Origin of the sequence: Janthinobacterium sp. SUN118 (assembly GCF_030397695.1) — a bacterium.
Classification (GTDB): domain Bacteria; phylum Pseudomonadota; class Gammaproteobacteria; order Burkholderiales; family Burkholderiaceae_D; genus Janthinobacterium.
In genome coordinates this window covers 58,893-79,206 of the sequence record NZ_JAPUBV010000005.1, presented here as the reverse complement: position 1 = coordinate 79,206, position 20,314 = coordinate 58,893, and the positions used below count along the sequence as shown (strand labels likewise).

Below are 20,314 nucleotides of genomic sequence, written 5' to 3'. Positions count from 1 at the left end.
GTGATTGGGACAGGATCAGTTTTGCAATAAAACTACGGATCAGTTTGAGGGAGCACGGTTGAAACGCTATGAAGAGTTGGCGGAGGAAGTCGCCGCCATGATCAGCACGCAGCTGTTGCTGCCTGGTGACAAGTTGCCATCCGTGCGCCAGCAACATGCGCGGCGCGGCGTCAGTCCGTCGACCGTGTTCCAGGCGTATTACCTGCTTGAAGCGCGCGGCATGATCGTCTCGCGACCCCGCTCCGGCTATTACGTGGCGCCGCAGCGCGCCGCGCTGGCGCCCGAGCCGGACAGTTCCCGTCCGCTCGACGCCAGCACCACGGTCGATGTCAGCGACCTCGTGTTTGAAGTGCTGGGCGCCGTCGGCGCGCGCGACATCGTGCCGTTCGGCTCGGCGTTTCCCAGCCCCGATTTGTTTCCAATGGAGAAGTTGGCGCGGGCCGTCTCGGCCAGCATGCGCCGCCTCGACCCGTGGAGCACGGTCACGGATTTATCGCTGGGCAATGCGGAGCTGCGGCGCCAGATCGCGCTGCGCTACCAGCTCGACGGCGTGCTCGTTTCCAGCGACGATATCGTCATCACGAATGGCGCGCTGGAAGCGCTGAACCTGTGCCTGCAAGCCGTCACGCGGCCTGGCGACACGGTGCTGATCGAATCGCCCAGTTTCTATGCCTGCCTGCAGGCGCTGGAGCGGCTGGAACTCAAGGCCGTCGAGATCGCCACCAGCCCGCGCGACGGCGTCGACCTGGCGGCGCTGGAAGAGTTGCTGCAGCGCCATCAGCCCAAGGCGTGCTGGCTGATGACGAATTTCCAGAATCCACTCGGCAGTTTGATGCCGCCGGAAAAGAAGCGCGCACTGGTGGCGTTGCTGGCGCGCCACGGCGTGCCGCTGATCGAGGATGATGTGTATGGCGAGCTGTATTTCGGCAAGCAGCGTCCGGGCTTGACGAAAAGCTACGACAGCGCGGGCATGGTCATGCATTGCAGCTCGTTTTCCAAGACCCTGGCGCCCGGTTTCCGCCTGGGCTGGGCCGTGGCGGGACGCCATGCGCGCCGGGTCGAGCGATTGAAGCTGACCACCAGCCTGTCGGCGCCGATCCCGCTGCAGATGGCGCTTGCCGATTACCTGGCGCAGGGCGGCTACGACCGCCATTTGCGCCAGCTGCGCCTGACCCTGGCGGCGCAGCAAAACACCATGCTGCAAGCCATCGCCGTGCATTTTCCGCCGGGCACCCGCGTCACGCGGCCGCAGGGCGGCTATTTCGTCTGGGTCGAGATGCCGGCCAGCGTCGACGCGCTGGCCATGCACCGCAGCGCGCTGGCGGCCGGCATCAGCATCGCGCCCGGTCCCATCTTTTCCGCCACGCGCGCATTTCGCCACTGCATCCGCCTCAATTACGGCCACCCATGGACGCCACGGCTGGAAGAGGCCATCGCCACCCTGGGACGGCTGGCGCGGACGCAGCCTGGCGGGGAATAAAAAATCCCTTCCGTCAGCACGTGTTTCATTCCAAAAAGAAATATTACTGTTATATTGATGTATCTATAACTAATGATGGGAAAGATAATGGATAACTCGCAGCCGGAAGTGGGTCGTACGCAGGATACGACGATCGCCATCCTGTCCCATATTGGCGGCCTGTTCACCAGCTGGGTGGCGCCGCTGATCATTTACCTGATCAAGAAGGACGATGCGGACAAGTTCTCGGCCGAGAATGCCAAGGAAGCGCTGAATTTCCAGATCACCCTGATCCTCTGGTACATCCTGTGCTTCATCCTGACCTTCGTCATCATCGGCATCTTCCTGTTCTGGCTGGTGGCGCTGGGCAATCTGGTGTTTTCCATCATTGCCGCCGTCAAGGCTAGCAACGGCGTCGTCTACCGCTATCCGCTGACCTGGCGCCCGGTCAAGTAAAACCGTGCCGCGCCGCCCCGCTTCAGCCGGGGCGGCCGGGCAGCGCGAGGAATGCTGCGAAGTCGGGCGCCACCGTCGTGGCGGCGCCTGTTTCGTGCGACCACAGCACGACCACCGGTTCGCCTGCCGAACCCGTTTGCGCATAATTAAAGCAATAGTAATCGCCGGTGCCGAACTGGGCGAATGGCAGCAGGCTATCGGCATCGTTGGCATTCCCGCCCACCTTCTCCAGCCATTCCCGCCAGTCCGCGCGGTAATGGCGCTCGATCGATTCCCACGTCTTGCGCGCATTGGCCGCGTCGTAGACGGGAAACACGCACAAGGCGCCCAGCGCGCGGCCATTGTTCGCCAGCAGCCATTGCACGTAGGACGCGGGCAGCGTCCGGCCCAGCGCCTGTTCGGCGGCGGCGATCGCTGCCGGGGTGGTGCCGATGGAGGTGTTTTTGCGCATGATGCAGTGCGGCTGTAGCAGCCAGCGAGGTTGGCTCAGGCCGGTGCGGGCGGGGCGGATGGCGGCGTGCTGGCGCGCGCCGCTTTTTGCGGCGCGACCTTGCCGCCGTCGGCGATCCAGCGGCGGTACACGCGCAAGGCTACTTGCGCATCGTCGGCCGCGTACAGGATCTGCTTTTCCGTCAGGCGCGAGGTGGCCCAGTTGGTGGTGGAGATTTTTTTCGATTTCTGCAGGTGCAGGCCGAAGAACTTGGCCACGGCCGTCTTCGCGCCCAGGTCGTTGCGCTGGCCGCCGCGCAGGGCGACGGACAGGTCGAGCACTTGTGCCGGAGCAATGCCCAGCTTGGTGCGCAGGCGCTTGACGTCGTCGGACAGGCCGAAGCCCACCTTCAGGGTCGTGGTCGATTCGAGGATGGCTTTCAGTTCGGCCAGGGCTGGTGCCGGCGTGCTGCCCACCTGGAACAGGTAGGCGATGTCGTCGGTGGCCAGCTGGATCAGATGCGGCCCCGTGGACGACTCGCCCTTGACGAAGGTCGGCTTCGATTCCGTGTCGAAGCCGATGGCATCGGCTGCCAGCAGGGCGGCCATGGCCGCCTGTGCGTCATCGCTGGTGCGCACCAGCTTGACATGGTCGAGTTCGATTCCCTGGTAGGGCGGCAGTGGCGGCGCGGCAGCTGTGTCCATGAAACCGGATCAGCCTTTGCGCGAGAATTTCGCGGTCAGCTGATTCAGTTTTTCCAGGCGCAGGCGGTTCGCCTCTTCGGCGGCGGCCGCGTCGCGCTCGGCTTTCTTGCGCTCGGCTTCCTTCTTGAAGCGCTGCTGCAACACTTGCGTGGCGTGGTCGCGGTGGGTTTGCGTCACTTCCGCGCCGGCGGTGCCGTCGAGGTCGTAGCGTACCTTGGCTTTTTCCATCACGCGCAGGTAGCGCAGCGAACCCGTGTGGATGCCCAGCGCCGTGCGCATCAGCTTGCGGTCCAGCTCCGGCAGGCGCGCCAGGATCTGCTTGTCGATACCGATCGACAAGGGCAGGCAATCGCGGAAAGGCGGGAATTGCTCCTGGAACTGCTTCAGCAGGGCGCGCGCGGTCAAACCGGCGGGCGCCGCAGTGGCCGTGGCGGCCGGTGCCGCCGCTGGGGCTGCATCGACTGGCGTGTCAGGAGTGGTGGCTTGCTGGTCTGGCGTGGAGCTGGTCATCGACATCATTGGTTGGGCTATAAAAGGGGAGCATAGCACGCGCCACAGGCAAGTGCATTGTCTTTTTTGGCAACTTGCCCCGCGATATGCATGGGCACGCCTGCTCGCGCACAGCGCGAAAGACGGGAAATGTGTATAATGTCGGCTTGCGCTGATGACTGGACCCTGTTTTAACGGTCTGGCTCAGGTGTGCAGGGGATAGGAGCAGTGCGGTGCAGGGCCATCATTATTGATATTTTTGATATAGGATATTTCGCTTATCAATTATCCAGATAACTGGCCTTCGTGCATAATCTTGCTCTCCGCTGTGTCTTCACTGAACAACAATAGATTCAAGCCCGTTCTGGTACGGGCTTTTTTTCATTCCGCAATGTACATCGCTTATTTATCTGACCCGGCTTCGGCCCCGCCGCTCCCGTTACGGGATGCGCGGGCTTTGAACGCTCCGATAGACAGGCGCCGCTGCCTTTGACGGCAGCCGCAACAACACGCTCCATCGAGTCCGGTTTCGCAGGCTTAGGTGGAATCATTCACTTCGCGCCGACACCATCTGGTCTCGCATTAAGAGATATCTCATGAAGAATACGCCAAAAACTTTAACGTTGTCCGCCAAGGCGCCTCGCCCAGCCGCGGCGCCACTTGCCGTACCGAAAACGACTTTATCTTACTTCATCGATAATGCGCAAGCGAATCCGGAAGCTACCGTCACGACGGCGCCGACCGTCGTCACCGTGGTGAAGAAAAGCCGCTCGCGCCTGGCTGCCGTGCCGCCGGCCGACGCGGCTGCGGAAGCATCGCCTGCCGCGCCCGTGGCCGACGCTGCCGAGGCCGTAGAAGCGGCGCCCGCCAAGGCGCCTAGCGTGAAGGTCGCCCCGAGCGCCAAGGCCGCGCCCGCGCCCGCGCCCGCGCCGCGCAAGGTCAGCGAAAGCGCCGCCACGAACAAGGTCGTGACGGCCGCCCGTTCGAAAGTCGTGCGCGCCAAGCCGGAAGCGGCACCCGTGACCATCATCACCGGTGCGCAAGTGGTCAGCAAGACCACGGACGCCGACGCCCTGGCCGCCATCGACACGTCGAATTACTTCCTGCCGACCGTCAAGGTGCCGGGCCGCCGTGGCCGCAAGCCTAGCGAATTCACGCCGGAAAACGATGAAGTGGCGGCACTGAACGCCGTCGAACGGGCCGAACTGAAGGCCGTGTCGAAAGCGCGCGACCGCAAGGCCAAGGGTGGCCTGGCCGATGCGCTGGGCGATCCGGAAGCCTCGGCAGCGGACCTGGAACGCCGCCGCAAGCAGATCACGGGCTTGATCAACATGGGCAAGGAACGCGGTTTCCTCACTTATGCCGAGATCAATGACCAATTGCCGGAAAACATCATCGATCCGGAAGCGATCGAAGGCATCATCGCCACGTTCAACGACATGGGCATCGCCGTCTACGAGCGCGCCCCTGACGCGGAAAGCTTGTTGCTGACAGACAACGTCGCCACCGTTACCAGCGACGATGAAGTGGAAGCGGCTGCCGCCACGGCGCTGTCGACGGTCGACTCCGACTTTGGCCGCACCACCGACCCCGTGCGCATGTACATGCGTGAAATGGGCGCCGTGGCGCTGCTGACGCGCGAAGGCGAGATCGAGATCGCCAAGCGCATCGAAGGCGGCTTGAAAGACATGATCCAGGCCATTTCCGCCTGCCCGACGACGATCGGCGAGATCGTTGCGCTGTCGCAAAAAATCGCGCGCGACGAAATCAAGGTCGATGAAGTGGTCGACGGCTTTGTCGACCTGAACGAAAGCAATGCCCCGGCGCCGGCCGCTGCCGCCGCGCCCGCCGCCGCCAGCGGTGACGACGAGGAAGAGGAAGAAGAAGCCGAGGAAGAGGACGGCGACGCCAATGGCGGCGCGGCCGGTTTCTCCAGCGAACAGCTGGCCCAGCTGAAAAAGAATGCGTTGGAGAAATTCAACGTCATTTCGACGCAGTACGACAAGATGCGCAAGGCGCCCGAGGGTTACAACTCGAAAGCCTACATCAAGGCGCAGGAAGCCATTTCGCAGGAATTGCTGGGCATCCGCTTCACGGCCAAGGTGGTGGAAAAGCTGTGCGACACCCTGCGCGGCCAGATGGAAGAAGTGCGCCACATCGAGCGCGCCGTGCTGGAACTGTGCGTGAACAAATGCGGCATGCCGCGTGCCCACTTCATCAAGGTCTTCCCGGGCAATGAATGCGACCTGGAATGGGTCGACCGCGAAGTCGACTGCAAGTATCCGTACAGCGCCATCCTCAGCCGCAACGTGCCTGCCGTCAAGGAACTGCAAAAGAAGATGATCGACCTGCAAGCGCGCGTGGCCCTGCCGCTGGCTGACTTGCGCAAGATCAACAAGCAGATGGCGGCCGGCGAGAAGCGCGCCCGTCACGCAAAACGCGAAATGACGGTGGCCAACTTGCGCCTGGTGATTTCGATCGCCAAGAAATACATCAACCGCGGCTTGCAATTCCTCGACCTGATCCAGGAAGGCAACATCGGCTTGCTGAAGGCGGTCGATAAATTCGAATACCGCCGCGGCTACAAGTTCTCGACCTACGCCACCTGGTGGATCCGCCAGGCCATCACGCGTTCGATCGCCGACATGGCCCGCACCATCCGCGTGCCGGTGCACATGATCGAAACGATCAACAAGATGAACCGCATCTCGCGCCAGATCATGCAGGAAACGGGTAGCGAGCCGGACCTGGCGACCCTGGCCGTCAAGATGGAAATGCCGGAAAACAAGGTGCGCGAGATCATGAAGATCGCGAAAGAGCCGATTTCCATGGAAACGCCGATGGGCGAAGATGGCGATTCGCAACTGGGCGACTTCATCGAAGACAACACCACCCTGGCGCCGCTGGACGCCGCGCTGCACGCGTCGATGCGCAACGTGATCAAGGAAGTGCTGGACTCCCTGACGCCGCGCGAAGCGAAAGTGCTGCGCATGCGTTATGGCGTGGAAATGTCGAACGACCACACCTTGGAAGAAGTGGGCAAGCAGTTCGACGTGACGCGCGAGCGTATCCGCCAGATCGAAGCGAAAGCCATGAGCAAGCTGCGCCAGCCTTCGCGTTCGGATAAATTGAAGACTTTCTTGACGCAAAACTAAGCAGTCAAAAAAAAGAGGCGCAAGCCTCTTTTTTTTCGTCCGTACCGGTGGCGCCTTACAGCAGATGCCGGCGCTGGCCCAGCAGGCCGACGCGGAAGTGGCGCCGTGCGCGGTACAGGACCGCGCCGCTGGCGGCGGCGATGACGGTCATGAAGAACCAGTCCAGCGGGTTGCGGCGCGGCGGCGCCGGCGCCGCCTGCGACGGCACGGCGAAGGCCTGGAATTTGTGTCCCGTGTAGACGGCGCCCACCACCAGGCCGGCGTCCGTGATCTTGTTGGTCAGGTACAGGCCGTCGTCGCGGCGGCGCACCGTCATCACGCCGTCCTTGTACACAAAGGTCATCGGTTCGAAGCCATTGATGCTGACGCTGCCAACGACGTGTCCCGCCGCATTCACGGCCGTGGCGTAGCTGTCGCCCTGGCCGATCATGGCGCCCAGGTCGATCATGCGCCGGCCATCCCAGGCAAACGCATGCCAGCGGCGCTTGTCCGTTTCCGCGGCGCCCACGACGAGGCCCGCGTCATTGATGGCGGTGGCCGAGCTGATGCGCCCGCCCGGCAGGGTGCCGATTTCCTGCATGCCCGTGCCGGGGCGGTAGATGAAGGCGCGGCGGTAGCCATCGCCGCGCTGGGCCGTGCCCACCACCACGCCATGATTGTTCAGGCCGCTCGCATAGCTGCTGGCGCCGCCCAGGGTGCCCAGGTCTTGCAGGCTGTGGTCGGCTTTCGTCACATAGGCGTGGAAATCGCCGCCGCTCGTATCGGCATAGCCGGCCACCGTGCCGTCGCGCGCGATGGCCGTGGCGTAACTGCTGCTGCCGCCCAGGGTGCCGAGGTCGCGCATGCCACCCGCCGCGTCATAACGGAAGGCGTGCCAGGCGCCGCTGGCCGTTTGCGAGGACCCCACCACCACGCCGTGGGCATTGATGGCCTTGGTAAAGCCTTCATCGCCGCCCAGGGTGCCCAGTTCGCGGATCCGGCCATGCTGGTAGGTGACGGCGCGGCGCCGTCCCGCTTCTTCCATGATGATGCCGGCCACCAGTCCCGCCGGGTTCAAGTCGGACGCGATGCTGCCATTGCCGTCTTTTTCGCCAAAGCCGTGTTCGGCATGGATGGCGGCGCTGGCGGCGGGAATGGCCGCCAGCAGGAACAGGCCGAGGAGCGGGGCGCAAGCGCGGGAGTGGCGTGGCGGCATGATAGTTTCCTCAAAGAAAAAACTCACTATACTTTTTTGCGCCGCCATTGCATACCTAATTTGCTACTATTTTTAGTAATATTTCGCGTTTCATCACGATACGTCCGCCACGCGCTCCCTGCTTTGCGGCAGGTGGATGGCCAGCGCCGTGCCCTGGCCCGCCTGGCTGTCGATGCGTAGCTCGCCGCCCAGCGCGTGCACGCGTTCGCGTATGCTTTTCAAGCCGAAGGCGGCCCGCTTGCCGTCGTCGCCCGGCTGCATGCCGATGCCGTTGTCGCTGATGCGCAGCAGAATCGCGTCGTGTTCCTGCGCCAGCGCCACTTCCACTTCGCTCGCTTGCGCGTGGCGCACGATGTTCGACAGCGATTCCTGCAGGACGCGGAAGATGGCCGACGTCTGGCGCTGGTCCAGGCCCAGGTGGGGCGCGTCGCTGGCGATGTGCAGCCGGTAGCGGATGGCGCCGCGGCCTTCCATCTGGCGTATCAGCCATTCGGCGGCCGGGCCCAGGCCCAGCTCCAGGGTACTCGGATGCAAGTCGTTGATGATGGTGCGCACGGAGCGGATGGTGGCGTCGATGGTGTCGAGCACGCGCTGCGCATGGCTGTGCAGGCGCGGATGGGTGCCCGCCGTGCGCGCATGCAGCAGCGACACGTCGATGCGCAGCACCATCAGGTTCTGCCCCAGGTCGTCGTGGATGTCGAGCGCGATGCGCCGGCGCTCCTCTTCCTTGATGGTCTGCTGGTGGTCGGACAGTTCGCGCAGCTGGGCCAGCGAGCGCTGCAGGTTTTCCTCGTTGCGCTTGCTGTCGGTGATGTCGATGGCCATGGCGATGATCATCTGCGGCCGGCCTTCGGCGTCGAACACGGGTTTCTTGTGCGTCTGCACCAGGCGGTTTTCCTGCAGCTGGGCGTTCCACACCAGCTCTTCGCGGATCACCACGCTACGGCTGGCAAACGCTTCCCGGTCCGCCGTGTGGAAGCCCGCACTCTGGTCGCTGGGAAAGTGCTGTATGTCGCGCCCCTCGGCGATGTCCTGGAAACACACGCCCCATTGCTGTTCGCAGGCCTGGTTCATCAGCACGATGCGCGACTCGGCATCCTTGAGGAACAGCGACAGCGGCATCATCGAGATGATGTCCTGCAGCCGTTCCTCGCTGCGCGCCAGCGCCGCTTCCGTCTGCGCGCGCATGGCGATCTCGGCGGACAGGCGGGCATTCACGTCCTGCAGCTGCGCCGTGCGCAGGGCCACGCGGCTTTCCAGTTCCGCATGGGCGATGCTCAGCGCGTGTTCGGCGCGTTTTTGTTCGGTGATGTCGCTGGCCAGCACGAGGGCGCCCGTCAGGGTGCCGTGCCGGTCGTACAGGCGGCGCCCGCTGAGTATGGCCCAGCGCTCCGTGCCGTCCGTATGCCAGTAGTGGAGTTCTCCCATGCAACTCTGTCCCGCCGTCTGGCGTAGCGGGCACAGCCGTTGCAAGGTGGCCTCGTCATAGAACTCGTCCATGGAGTGGCCCAGCAGTTGGTCGAGGGGGACGCCGAGCATGTGGCCCAGGCGCTGGTTGACGTGCAGGATCTGGCCTTGCGCATCCGTTTGCCACATGCCGTCCTGGGCCGTCTCGGCCAGGTCGCGGTAGCGCATGGCGCTGGCGTCGAGCTGCTGGCGCGTGCTGACGAGATGGGTGCGCAGCCGGCGCAGCAGCCACAGGGCGATGCTGGCGGCGGCCAGCAGCAGCAAGGCCAGCCATACGTGTTCCCAGAAGTCGAGGGCTTGCCAGGCCGCGCCGGCAAGCCAGCCCAGCATGATGAGGATCAGCGCGGCACATGCGGCACTCAGCGTTTCAATCGACCATTTACTCATCCGCGCTCCTGGCGTCATGGTTGGCCGCTGCGGTGCGCGTGGCGCCGGAGTGGGAAAAGTATTCGACGCTAGTGTAATACCAATTGTTGTTTTATTGAGAATATTTTTCCAACAGGAAATCAAGGGGCCGGCCCTGGCTGCGCCGGCCCCATTTTCTTGCCCGTCTGGCTGTCCTAGCCCGTGTTGCGCAGGCCGGCCGCCACGCCGTTGATCGACAGCTGGATGCCGCGGTGCACGCGTTCATCGATCTTGCTTTCCGCCGACAGTGCGCGGTTGCGTTTGATTAACTCCACCTGCAAGTGGTTGAGCGGGTCGAGGTAGGCGAAGCGGTTCTGGATGGAGCGGGCCAGCAGCGGGTTGCCGGCCAGGCGTTCCGTGTTGCCCGTGATCAGCTCCAGGCATTGCAGGGTAGTGCCATGCTCGTCCGTGATGCGCTTGTAGATGCGCTCGCGCAAGCCCTGGTCGGCCACCAGTTCCGCGTAGCGCGAGGCAATCGCCAGGTCCGTCTTGGCCAGCACCATGTCCATGTTCGACAGCAGGGTGGCGAAGAACGGCCACTGCGCGTACATGGCGCGCAGGGTGGCGATCTTGTCGTCCTTCGACGCTGTCTCGCCGTCATTGATCCAGGCGTGGATGGCGCTGCCAAAGCCGAACCAGCCCGGCAGCAGCAAACGGCACTGCCCCCAGGAAAAGCCCCAGGGAATGGCGCGCAAGTCTTCGATGCGCTGGTTGGCCTTGCGCGAGGCGGGGCGTGAACCGAGGTTCAGCTCGGCAATTTCGGCGATTGGCGTGGCCGAGAAGAAATACTCGGTAAACCCCGGCGTTTCATACACGAGGTCGCGATAGGCCTTGTAGGCCAGGTTCGACAGTTCCGCCATCACGCCCTCGAAGCGCGCCAGCTGGCTGTTGCGGGCCGGGTTGACCTCTTGCGGCGCCAGGCTCGCTTCCAGCGTGGCGGCAACCAGCAATTCCAGGTTACGCCGGCCGATTTCCGCGTTGGAAAACTTCGAGGCGATGATCTCGCCCTGTTCCGTCAGGCGGATCTGCCCGTTGACGGTGCCCGGCGGCTGGGCCAGGATGGCTTCGTAGCTGGGGCCGCCGCCACGGCCCACCGTGCCGCCGCGGCCATGGAACAGGCGCAGCTTGACGCCAGCCTTCCGGAAGTCGGCCACCAGCGCCAGTTCCGCCTTGTACAGTTCCCAGTTCGACGTGAGGAAGCCGCCATCCTTGTTCGAATCGGAATAGCCGAGCATGACTTCCTGCAACTGTCCCTGTTTGGCGATCAGTTGCCGGACCAGCGGCAAGGCCATCACGCGGCCCATGATGCCGGCCGCGCGCTGCAGGTCGGGGATGGTTTCGAACAGGGGAATGACCATCAGCTCGCACGTGCTCTCGCCAGCATGCCAGTCGGTGCGCAGCAAGCCCGTTTCTTTTTGCAGCAGCAGCACTTCCAGCAAGTCGGACACGGTTTCCGTATGCGAGATGATGTAGTTGCGGATCGCCCGCGCGCCGTAGCGCTGGCGGATGTCGCGCGCCGCGCGCAGGATCGCCAGCTCGGAATCCGTTTCCGCGTCGTAGGCGATGTAGGGCGAATACAGCAGGCGCGGCTGCGCCAGTTCATTCAGCAGCAGCGCTTCCTTGGCGTCTTCCGCCAGGGCCGCATAGTCGGGCGCCACGCCGCTCTTGGCGAACAGGTCGGCCAGCACGCGCTCGTGCACGTCGGAGGTCTGGCGCATGTCGAGCGACGCCAGGTGGAAGCCGAAGATGTCGGCCGCGCGCGCCAGCGTGGCCAGGCGCGGGCGCACGAGGGCCGCGCCATGGTGCGCTTCGAGCGAGGCGACGATGGTGCGCAGGTCGGCGACAAACGCGGCCGCGTCCGGGTAGGCGGCGGCCGGTCCCACTTCCTTGCGCAGGATGTTGGTGGCGCCCAGGGCGCGCGCGGTGGCGGCCAGGCGCGCATAGATGCCGATCAGGGCGCGGCGGTACGGTTCGTCGCTGCGGTGCGGCGAGGCGTCCGGCGACTGGTCGGCCAGCGCCTGCAGTTCGCCGCTGACGCCCACCATCAGGGTCGAGACGGACAGTTCCGCGCCCAGCGTGTGCACTTCGTCGAGGTAAAAGTCGAGGATGGTGGTGGCGTGGCGCGCCAGCGCATGCTGCATGGTGCCCGCGTTGACGTTCGGATTGCCGTCGCGGTCGCCGCCGATCCAGCTGCCCATCTGCACGTAGGCGGCATTGATGGGCTCGATCGTGCCATCGCCGTTCGGATATTCGGCGGCGATGTCGTCCTCGATGTCGTCGTACAGGCCCGGCAGCTCGCGCAGGAAGGTGATGCGGTAATAGGACAGGGCGTTTTCGATCTCGTCGGCCACCGTCAGCTTCGAATAGCGCAGCATGCGCGTCTGCCACAGCGTGGATACGCGCGAGCGCAGCAGCTGCATGTTGGCGTGCCGCTCCTTCGGCGTCAGCGGCAGGTCGCGTTCGGCCAGCAGGCGGGCGATGTCGTGCTCGGCGTCGAGGATGCTCTTGCGCTGCACTTCCGTCGGGTGGGCCGTCAGCACGGGCGCGATCAGCGCGTCCTGGAAGAAGGTGTCGACCGTCTTGCGAGGCACGCCGGCGGCGCGCAGTTTTTTCAGCGCGAAGCTGACGCTGCCCTTTTGCGCGGGCGAACCGGCCAGCAGGTGCGCGCGGCGGCGGCGGATGTGGTGCTGGTCTTCCGCAATGTTGGCCAGGTGCGAAAAGTAGGAAAAGGCGCGCACGACGGAAATCGTCTGTTCGCGGCTCAGTTCCTTCAGCATGGCGTCCAGTTCCAGCGCCGCGTCCGCGTCCGCTTCGCGGCGGAAGCGCACCGAGGTCTGGCGGATGGTTTCCACCACGTTGAAGACGGCGTCGCCTTCCTGTTCGCGCAGCACGTCGCCCAGCAGGCGGCCCAGCAGGCGGATATCTTCTTTCAGCGGCGCGTCCTTGTCGGCAGGGACCGGGGCGGCGGTTTCGGGTGCTACGGCGTCATTGAGCATAATAAAGAACCAAAGTAGGTGTAAAAGCAAGGGAATGAGGATCGCACCGGGCGTTTAGCCGCAGGGGGGAGGGGGCGCATGATAAAATTTGTGGTCTTCAACATGGACGCTAGCCTGACTTGGCCTTCTAGGCAAAGGGATAACGATTATAGCGACGCCAGAGCCCATTTCGATACGAATTGATATCTGGCAACGACAATCGCAGCGACAATCGCAACGACAATGACAATGACCGCGAAAGAACTTGTTTTGAAAGCATCCGAATTGACCCCGAACGAATTGAAGCCGACTATTCCCGCCCGCCTGGTGATCGCGTCGCGCGAGAGCCGTCTTGCCATGTGGCAAGCCGAGCATGTGCGTGCGCGCCTGGCTGCACTGTATCCGCAGTGTAGCGTCGAAATTCTCGGCATGACCACACGCGGCGACCAGATTCTCGACCGCGCCTTGTCCAAGGTAGGCGGCAAGGGCCTGTTCGTCAAGGAACTGGAAGTGGCGATGGAGGAAGGGCGCGCCGACCTGGCCGTGCATTCGCTGAAAGACGTGCCGATGGAGTTGCCCGAAGGCTTTGCGCTGGCCGCCATCCTCGAGCGCGAAGACCCGCGCGACGCCTTTGTCTCCAACGATTACGCCAGCCTGGCCGAGCTGCCGCACGGCGCCGTCGTGGGCACGAGCAGCCTGCGCCGCCAGTCGCTGATCGCCGCGCGCTACCCGCACCTGACCATCCTGCCGCTGCGCGGCAACCTTGACACGCGTTTGGGCAAGCTCGACCGTGGCGATTATGCGGCCATCATCCTGGCCGCCGCCGGCCTGAAGCGCCTGGGCCTGGCGTCGCGCATCCGCGCCGTGCTGGCGCCGGAAGACAGCCTGCCGGCCGCCGGCCAGGGCGCCATGGCGATCGAGATCCGCGGCCAGCGCGCCGACGGCGTCGACCTGGCGGCCCTGCTGGCGCCGCTGAACCACGCGGCCACGGCGCAAGCCGTCACGGCCGAGCGCAAGGTGTCGAAGATTTTCGGCGGCAGCTGCCAGATTCCGCTGGCCGCGTTTGCCACCGTCGACGGCGACAGCATGCGCCTGCGCGCCATGGTCGCCACGCCCGATGGCGCGCGCATGGCCAGCGCCGACGTGACTGGCGCCGCTGCCGCGCCGGAACTGCTGGGCGAGCAGGTGGCCGAGCTGCTGCGCGGGCAGGACGCCGCCGGCATCCTCGCTTCGTGCGCCGTCACTCCCGACAACCATGAAGGCCTGGCGCCGCATGCCTGACAGCGTGGTGATCACGCGGCCCGCGGCGCAGGCGGGGCCGCTGGCCGCCAAGGTCGCGGCGCTGGGCTTGCCGGTGACGCGATTGCCGCTGCTGGAAATCCATGCGCTCGATGGCGAGCGGGAATGCGCGCACCTGCTGGCCGTGCTGGCCCGCCTGGCCGACTATGACCTGGTGGCGTTCGTCTCGCCGAACGCCATCGACTGCGTCTTCGCGCACTTGCGCGCCTGGCCGGCCGGCTTGCCGCTGGCCGTGGTGGGCGAGGGCAGCCGCCTGGCGCTGGCCGCGCATGGCGTCACGGACGCCAACGCCACGATCACCAGCCCGCTCGACGCGGCGCGCAGCGATTCCGAGCACTTGCTGCTGGCGCTGGACTTGCCGGCCCTGCGCGGCAAGCGCGTGCTGATCGTGCGCGGCGACGGCGGACGCGATTACCTGGCCGACGGCTTGCGCGCGGCCGGCGCCACCGTCGAGTTCGTCACGGCCTATCGCCGCAAGGTGCCAAGGCTGACGCCGGCCTTGCGGGCGACCCTGGAAAATTTGTTGCAGCATAATAACGACTGGATCATCACCAGCTCGGAAGCGCTGCGCGGCTTGCTGGCGCTGCTCGATGAATTGGGCGGTGAAAAGACGGCTGTTGTGAAAATGCAACAGCAGCATCTGATCGTGCCACATGCCCGCATTGCCCAAACGGCGGCCACCCTGGGCTTTGCCCGGGTCACCTTGACAGGATCAGGCGACGCAGGAGTGCTCGCCGCGTTACAATCACGACCATGAACGAAATGCCTACACTCTCCGAACCAAATGCCACGCCTGGCAGCACCGTGAAGACGGCGCCGCAGGCGGCCGACCAACCTGCCGGCCGCGCGCCGAGCTTGATCGAGCAGCTGCAAAAGCCCATGAGCATCGCCGTCATCGTACTGGCGGTGCTGCTGGCTGCGCAAAGCTGGTCGACCAGCAAGCAGATCCGCAACCTGCGCGAAGAAGTGGCCAAGCGCCTGCAAAAGGGCGATGTCAGCAATGCCGAAACGGGCGTGCTGGCGCGCAACGTGCAAGAAGGTAATAAAGAGCTGCAAATCAAGGTGGGCGCGCTGGAAAACCGCCAGAGCGAAACCCAGAGTCAGCAGCTGGCGCTGGAACAACTGTATAACGACCTGTCGAAGAACCGCGACGAGTGGGCGCTGACGGAAATCGAGCAAGTGCTGTCGACGGCCAGTCAGCAGCTGCAGCTGGCCGGCAACGTGCCGGGCGCGCTGATCGCCCTGCAGAACGCGGACCGCAGCCTGTCGCGTTCCGACAAGCCGCAATTCATCACCATCCGCCGCGCCATCGGCCGCGACATGGAAAAACTCAAGGCCCTGCCCAGCGTCGATTCGACGGGCGTGGCCCTGCGCCTCGATGCCGTGATCGCCCAGATCGACTCCCTGCCGATGCTGTCCGACGAAACGCCGGCCTTGCCGGCCGCGCCGGAAAAGCCGGGCAAGGCCAAGCCCGTGCGCGACGCCGCCGGCAAGCTGGTGGGGCCGCCGGCGCCGGAACCGCTGCTGCAAAAAGTGCGCGACGGCTGGAATACGTGGAGCGGTGACATGTGGAACGACGTGCGCCAGCTGATCCGCATCCGCAGAGTCGATACGCCGGAAGCGCTGATGCTGTCGCCGACGCAATCGTACTTCTTGCGCGAAAACGTCAAGCTGCGCCTGCTGAATGCGCGCATGGCCTTGTTGTCGCGCAATGAAACGGCCTTCCGCAACGACTTGATCGCAGCCCAGGATGCGCTGGCCAAGTATTTCGATACGCGCGCCAAGAGCACGCAGACGGCGCAAGCCCTGCTGCGCCAGGTGCAGGCCAGCAACCTGGCCATCGAAATGCCGACCTTGTCCGACAGCCTGACGGCTGTGCGCAACTACAAAGCGAAGTCCTGAGCCCATGCGTCTATTTCTCTGGTTACTCGCCCTGATGGCCGCAGCGATCGGTATCGCCGTGACGGCCCGTTTCAACCCCGGCAACGTGGTGCTGTTCTATCCGCCGTACCGCATCGACCTGTCGCTGAACTTCTTCCTGCTGCTGCAGGTGCTGCTGTTCGTGCTGCTGTACCTGCTGGTGCGCGCCGTGCGCGCCACCGTGCGCATGCCGGCGCAAGTGGCGGCCTACCGCCAGCGCAAGCGTGAACGCGATGGCAACAAGGGCTTGCGCGAAGCCTTGAAAGCCCTGTTCGAAGGCCGTTTCGGCCATGCGGAAAAAGCCGCCTTGCGCGCCGCCGAACTCGATGAAAACGCCGGCCTGGCCGCGCTGATCGGCGCGCGCGCCGCGCACCGCATGCGCCAGTCCGAACGCCGCGACAGCTGGCTGGCCCGCGTCGAAGGCGATGCCAGCCTGAAGACGGCGCGCCTGATGACGGTGACGGAATTGCTGGTCGACGACCACCAGCCGGAAGCGGCGCTGGCCGCCGTGCGCGAACTGAACGCCAGCGGCACGCGCCATATCCATGCGCTGCAATGGTCGCTCAAGGCCGAGCAGCAGGCGAAGAACTGGCCCGAAGTGCTGCGCCTCGTGCGTTCGCTCGACAAGCACCGCGCCCTGCATCCGGCCCTGTCCTCGCGCCTGCGCGAGCTGGCCTACGACCATTTGCTGTCCGACCCGTCGCATGACGCCGAGTCGCTGCTGCGCGTCTGGTCCACGGTGCCGAACGCTGACCGCGTCAAGCCCTACATCGCCTGCCGCGCCGCCACGGCCCTGAATGCGCGCGGCCTGCACGACGAAGCGCGCCTCGTGTGCGAAGAATCGCTGGCCGCCGACTGGGACGACCGCGTCGTGCGCGCCTACCGCGAAGCGGCCGCGCCGGCCGGCACGCCGGCCCTGCTGCTGCAGATCGAGCATTGCGAACAGTGGCTGAAACAGCGTCCGCTGGACGCGGAACTGGCGCTGACCCTCGGCTCCCTGTGCCTCAAGCAAAAACTCTGGGGCAAGGCCCAGCGCCACCTGGAGCAGGCGCTGTCGGATGCGAACGAGCCGCAGATGGTGCGCGACGCCCACCTGAAGCTGGCGCAGATGCACGACGCCTTGCAGCAGACGGAGCAAGCCGCCGCCCATTACCGCCAGTGCGCGCTGGCCACCATCCTGTAAGCGCAGGTGTCAGACGTCAAAAAGCCGTTCAGTGCAGACTGAACGGCTTTTTTTATGCGCACTCCATGGCGGAGTGCGCTGCTACCTTACTTCTTCTGCCCCGTTGCCGGTGCGGCCGTACCTTCCGGCAAGGCATAGGCGATCAGGGTGTCGCTCATCTTCGTGCCCAGCGAACCGTGGCCGCCGGCCATGACGACGACGAACTGGCGTCCCGACTTGTTCGACACATAGCTCATCGGCGTGGCCTGGCCGCCTGCCGGCAGGCGCGCTTTCCAGATGACCTTGCCGTTGCGCACGTCATAGCCGCGGATGTAGTAGTCGAGCGTGCTGCTGAGGAAGGTCACGCCGCCGCCGGTGGTGACCATGCCGCCCAGGCTGGGCACGCCCAGCGGCAGCGGGATCGGCACGGGACCGCTGTCGCGCGTGGTGCCGTTCTTGTGCATCCACACTTTTTTCATGGTGCGCAGGTCGACGGCGGCCACATAGCCCCATGGCGGCGCCTGGCATGGGAAGCCCAGCGGCGAGAGGAAGGCCTTGATTTCCACGGCGAACGGCACGCCCGTCTGCGGCTGCAAGCCCATTTCGCCGCCGGTGCCGCCCTTGGCCGTCGTTTCCGCGCGCGGCACGAGTTTTTCCAGGAAGCCCATGTAGTCGGGATTGACGATCAATAACTGGCGCACGGGGTCGATGGCCGCGCCGCCCCATTCGAAGATGCCCAGGGGGCCGGGGGAAATGACGGCGCCCTTGCCGGCCGTTTGCGGCGTGAACGGGCCTTCATAGCGGCGTTCCTTGAAGATGATGCGGCACGCCAGCTGGTCGAACGGCGTGGTGCCCCACATGTCCGCTTCGCTGATGTTGCGCTCAGGCAGGAAGGTGAGGGCCGAGAATGGCTGCGTGGGCGACAGGGTGTCGCCGGCGGCCGGACGGCTCGTCGGCACGGGTTTTTCCGGCGCCGGCACGACCAGGCTGCCGTCGCGGCGGTCGATCACATAGATGTCGCCGCGTTTCGTCGTGGCGACGACGGAAGGAACTTTGCCTTTCGGCGTGTCGATGTCGACCAGGGTCGGCTGGCCGCCGATATCCATGTCCCAGATATCGTGGTGCACGGTCTGGTAAGCCCAGCGCACCTTGCCCGTCGCCAGGTCCAGCGCGACGATGGCGCTGTTGTATTTCTCGCCGTTCTTGTTGCGGTTGCCGCCCCAGGTATCGGGGGTTTCGTTGCCCATGGGGATGTACACCATGCCCAGCTTTTCATCGATGCTGGCCACGCCCCACGAATTGGGCGAGTTGTTGGTGTAGTTCTTGCCTTCAGGGAAGGGTTGCGTATCTTCCGGCGTGGCCGGGTCCCAGTTCCACAGCAGCTTGCCGGTGACGGGATCGTAGCCGCGGACCACGCCCGACGGTTCTTCCGTCGAATGGTTGTCCGTCACGCTGGCGGCGATGACGGCCACGTTCTGCGCCACGGCCGGCGGCGAGGTCGGCATCAGGAAGCCCCGCTTGATCATGGCCATGTTCTTGTACAGGTTGACGACGCCATTGTCGCCAAAGCTCTTGCACGACTCGCCCGTATCGGCATTCACGGCGATCATGGTGCCGTCCATGGTCGGCGCCAGGATGCGGCGCGGGCATTCCATGGTGGAAGCCTGCGGCGCCGGATTGTCTTTGGCGCGGCCTGCGTTCACGTCCCAGTAGGCGACGCCGCGGCAGATCATGTGCTGGTAGCTGGCCGCATCGCGGTTGATCTTCGGATCGTGGCGCCAGAGCTCCTTGCCCGTGTCCGGGTTCAGGGCGATGACGATGTTGTGCGGCGTGCACAGGTACAGCATGTCATTGACCTTCAGCGGCGTCACTTCGTTGGCGATCTCGCCCGGGTCGTTCGGCCCCTTGAAGTCGCCCGTGTGATAGGTCCAGGCTTCTTTCAGGCCAGAAATATTGGCGGGCGTGATCTGTGCCGCCGGCGCGTAGCGGTCGCCATAGCCGGAACGGCCATACGCGGACCAGTCATTGTGCGCGACGCCGGGGGCGAAATCGCCGGCGGCGCTGGCTGCCATGCTGTCGGCCGGCACTTCGCCATGCAGGTCGTGGTAATCCTGGAACAGGGCGATGACGCCGGCGATGACGGTCAGCGCCACGGCGGCGCTGAGCGCGGTCTTGCCGGCATGGCCCTGTTGTGCCGCGCCCTCGGCGGGCGGATGCAGGCGGCGGCTGACGAAGGGCAGCAGCAGCCAGACGGCGGCGGCAAACCAGATGTCCAGGCGCGGCAGCAATTGCCACCAGTCGAACTTCACTTCAATCAGGGACCAGATCAGGGTGGCGGTCAGCAAGAATGCGAGGAAGGGCTGCGCGCTGCGCTTGCCCTTGAAGACGAGCACGCCCGCGACCAGCATGCCGATGCCGGCCAGCAGGTAGTACCAGGAGCCGCCGAGACTGGCCAGCCAGATGCCGCCGCCCAGCAGGGCGAGGCCAGACAGAATGAAAATAACGCCGGTGACCTTTAATAAAGGCCCGGGCCGGGAAGAGGGAATCATCATATTCCTTTTTGCAAGGATTTATCGGTGGCGCGCTGATGGCGCCATAGTGGATTCAGGGAAGGCGTCGATTGCAGAATATACAAAGTTTGGAATCACCAGAATGTGACAGTTTATCAGAACTGATGATTTTCTTTTGCTGGCGCTATTTTTTGACGGGGTCATCATTTGAATCAAATAAACTCTTCAAATAAGAACAAATATTATGCTGGAAGAGGGGCTGCGCTGGGCAGGAAGACGGGCTGGCCGCGGAGTTAAAGGGATATTGCAGCATCGGCGTAATAATGCGGAGGCATTGCGGGACTGATGATGGTGAAACTGTTGTTATAAGTGGCTGCAAGAAATGCAATGCCGATGATAATAACCATTGTTTCGGCATGGTGATATTGAAATGAAAATTTAAAAAGTGGTTCTGGTATTAATTATCGGCGGCGGTAGTATTACTTAAGTGTTTTTACTTATTATTTCCCGCAGTCCGTTTATTCCCTGGCTGAACAGCTGCGGCGGACAGGAATGGCAAGAACGGGACAGGCCGCGCGCACCGGCGGGCGCCTCCCGCGGCTGTTGCTTGCGGGAGGCGCAAAACGCTGATGGGCCGCTGCTGCATCGCACAAGCTGCCTGTACTTCGCTATAATTACGCGGTTAAAA

General features: G+C 64.3%; 14 protein-coding genes. 7 read left to right on the top strand and 7 right to left on the bottom strand.

Going from position 1 to position 20,314, the window contains the following annotated elements; translation table 11 throughout:
- Positions 1-58 precede the first annotated feature (58 nt).
- Both O0880_RS24295 and O0880_RS24290 read left to right on the top strand, forming a co-directional pair.
- Entirely contained in the window at positions 59-1,480 is a 1,422-nt protein-coding gene (locus O0880_RS24295; protein WP_071324553.1) for a PLP-dependent aminotransferase family protein, read from the top strand.
- An 87-nt stretch (positions 1,481-1,567) separates the two neighbouring features.
- Positions 1,568-1,915 (top strand): DUF4870 domain-containing protein, encoded by a 348-nt coding sequence (locus O0880_RS24290; RefSeq protein ID WP_071324552.1) that lies wholly within the window; start codon positions 1,568-1,570, stop codon positions 1,913-1,915.
- 22 nt (positions 1,916-1,937) lie between these two features.
- On the opposite strand, the gene O0880_RS24285 is transcribed toward O0880_RS24290, so the two are convergent.
- Genes O0880_RS24285 through O0880_RS24275 form a run of 3 tightly spaced genes read right to left on the bottom strand, consistent with a single transcriptional unit; the run spans position 1,938 to position 3,559 of the window.
- Positions 1,938-2,366 (bottom strand): SMI1/KNR4 family protein, encoded by a 429-nt coding sequence (locus tag O0880_RS24285; RefSeq protein ID WP_289889174.1) that lies wholly within the window; start codon positions 2,364-2,366, stop codon positions 1,938-1,940.
- 35 nt (positions 2,367-2,401) lie between these two features.
- Positions 2,402-3,049 (bottom strand): 3'-5' exonuclease, encoded by a 648-nt coding sequence (locus O0880_RS24280; protein WP_071324550.1) that lies wholly within the window; start codon positions 3,047-3,049, stop codon positions 2,402-2,404.
- 9 nt (positions 3,050-3,058) lie between these two features.
- Complete coding sequence (locus tag O0880_RS24275) at positions 3,059-3,559, bottom strand: ProQ/FINO family protein (RefSeq protein WP_071326597.1); 501 nt, start codon at positions 3,557-3,559, stop codon at positions 3,059-3,061.
- A gap of 575 nt (positions 3,560-4,134) precedes the next feature.
- Here O0880_RS24275 and rpoD point away from each other — a divergent pair.
- Positions 4,135-6,693 carry an RNA polymerase sigma factor RpoD gene (rpoD, locus tag O0880_RS24270; protein WP_289889173.1) on the top strand — a complete coding sequence of 853 codons (2,559 nt, stop codon included), beginning with the start codon at positions 4,135-4,137 and terminating at the stop codon, positions 6,691-6,693.
- Positions 6,694-6,748: 55 nt separating this feature from the next.
- On the opposite strand, the gene O0880_RS24265 is transcribed toward rpoD, so the two are convergent.
- The 3 genes from O0880_RS24265 to ppc form a co-directional block, all read right to left on the bottom strand.
- Entirely contained in the window at positions 6,749-7,888 is a 1,140-nt protein-coding gene (locus tag O0880_RS24265; RefSeq protein WP_289889172.1) for an HAF repeat-containing protein, read from the bottom strand.
- A 93-nt stretch (positions 7,889-7,981) separates the two neighbouring features.
- Positions 7,982-9,742, bottom strand: coding sequence for a PAS domain S-box protein (locus tag O0880_RS24260; RefSeq protein ID WP_198043749.1), 1,761 nt, complete (start codon positions 9,740-9,742; stop codon positions 7,982-7,984).
- A gap of 173 nt (positions 9,743-9,915) precedes the next feature.
- Positions 9,916-12,756 (bottom strand): phosphoenolpyruvate carboxylase, encoded by a 2,841-nt coding sequence (ppc, locus tag O0880_RS24255; protein ID WP_289889171.1) that lies wholly within the window; start codon positions 12,754-12,756, stop codon positions 9,916-9,918.
- A 279-nt stretch (positions 12,757-13,035) separates the two neighbouring features.
- Here ppc and hemC point away from each other — a divergent pair, with 279 nt between their 5' ends.
- The 4 genes from hemC to O0880_RS24235 are packed head-to-tail and all read left to right on the top strand — an operon-like array spanning position 13,036 to position 17,137.
- Complete coding sequence (gene hemC, locus O0880_RS24250; RefSeq protein WP_289889357.1) at positions 13,036-14,016, top strand: hydroxymethylbilane synthase; 981 nt, start codon at positions 13,036-13,038, stop codon at positions 14,014-14,016.
- Positions 14,009-14,791 (top strand): uroporphyrinogen-III synthase, encoded by a 783-nt coding sequence (locus O0880_RS24245; RefSeq protein WP_289889170.1) that lies wholly within the window; start codon positions 14,009-14,011, stop codon positions 14,789-14,791. Before hemC ends, O0880_RS24245 begins: the two co-directional genes overlap by 8 nt.
- Positions 14,788-15,936, top strand: a complete 1,149-nt coding sequence (locus tag O0880_RS24240; protein WP_071324546.1) for a uroporphyrinogen-III C-methyltransferase — start codon at positions 14,788-14,790, stop codon at positions 15,934-15,936. Before O0880_RS24245 ends, O0880_RS24240 begins: the two co-directional genes overlap by 4 nt.
- A 4-nt stretch (positions 15,937-15,940) precedes the next feature.
- Entirely contained in the window at positions 15,941-17,137 is a 1,197-nt protein-coding gene (locus O0880_RS24235) for a heme biosynthesis protein HemY (RefSeq protein ID WP_083411930.1), read from the top strand.
- A gap of 86 nt (positions 17,138-17,223) precedes the next feature.
- Here the strand turns inward: O0880_RS24235 and O0880_RS24230 are convergent, their stop codons facing one another.
- Complete coding sequence (locus tag O0880_RS24230; protein WP_289889169.1) at positions 17,224-19,668, bottom strand: membrane-bound PQQ-dependent dehydrogenase, glucose/quinate/shikimate family; 2,445 nt, start codon at positions 19,666-19,668, stop codon at positions 17,224-17,226.
- Between the last annotated feature and the right edge of the window lie 646 nt (positions 19,669-20,314).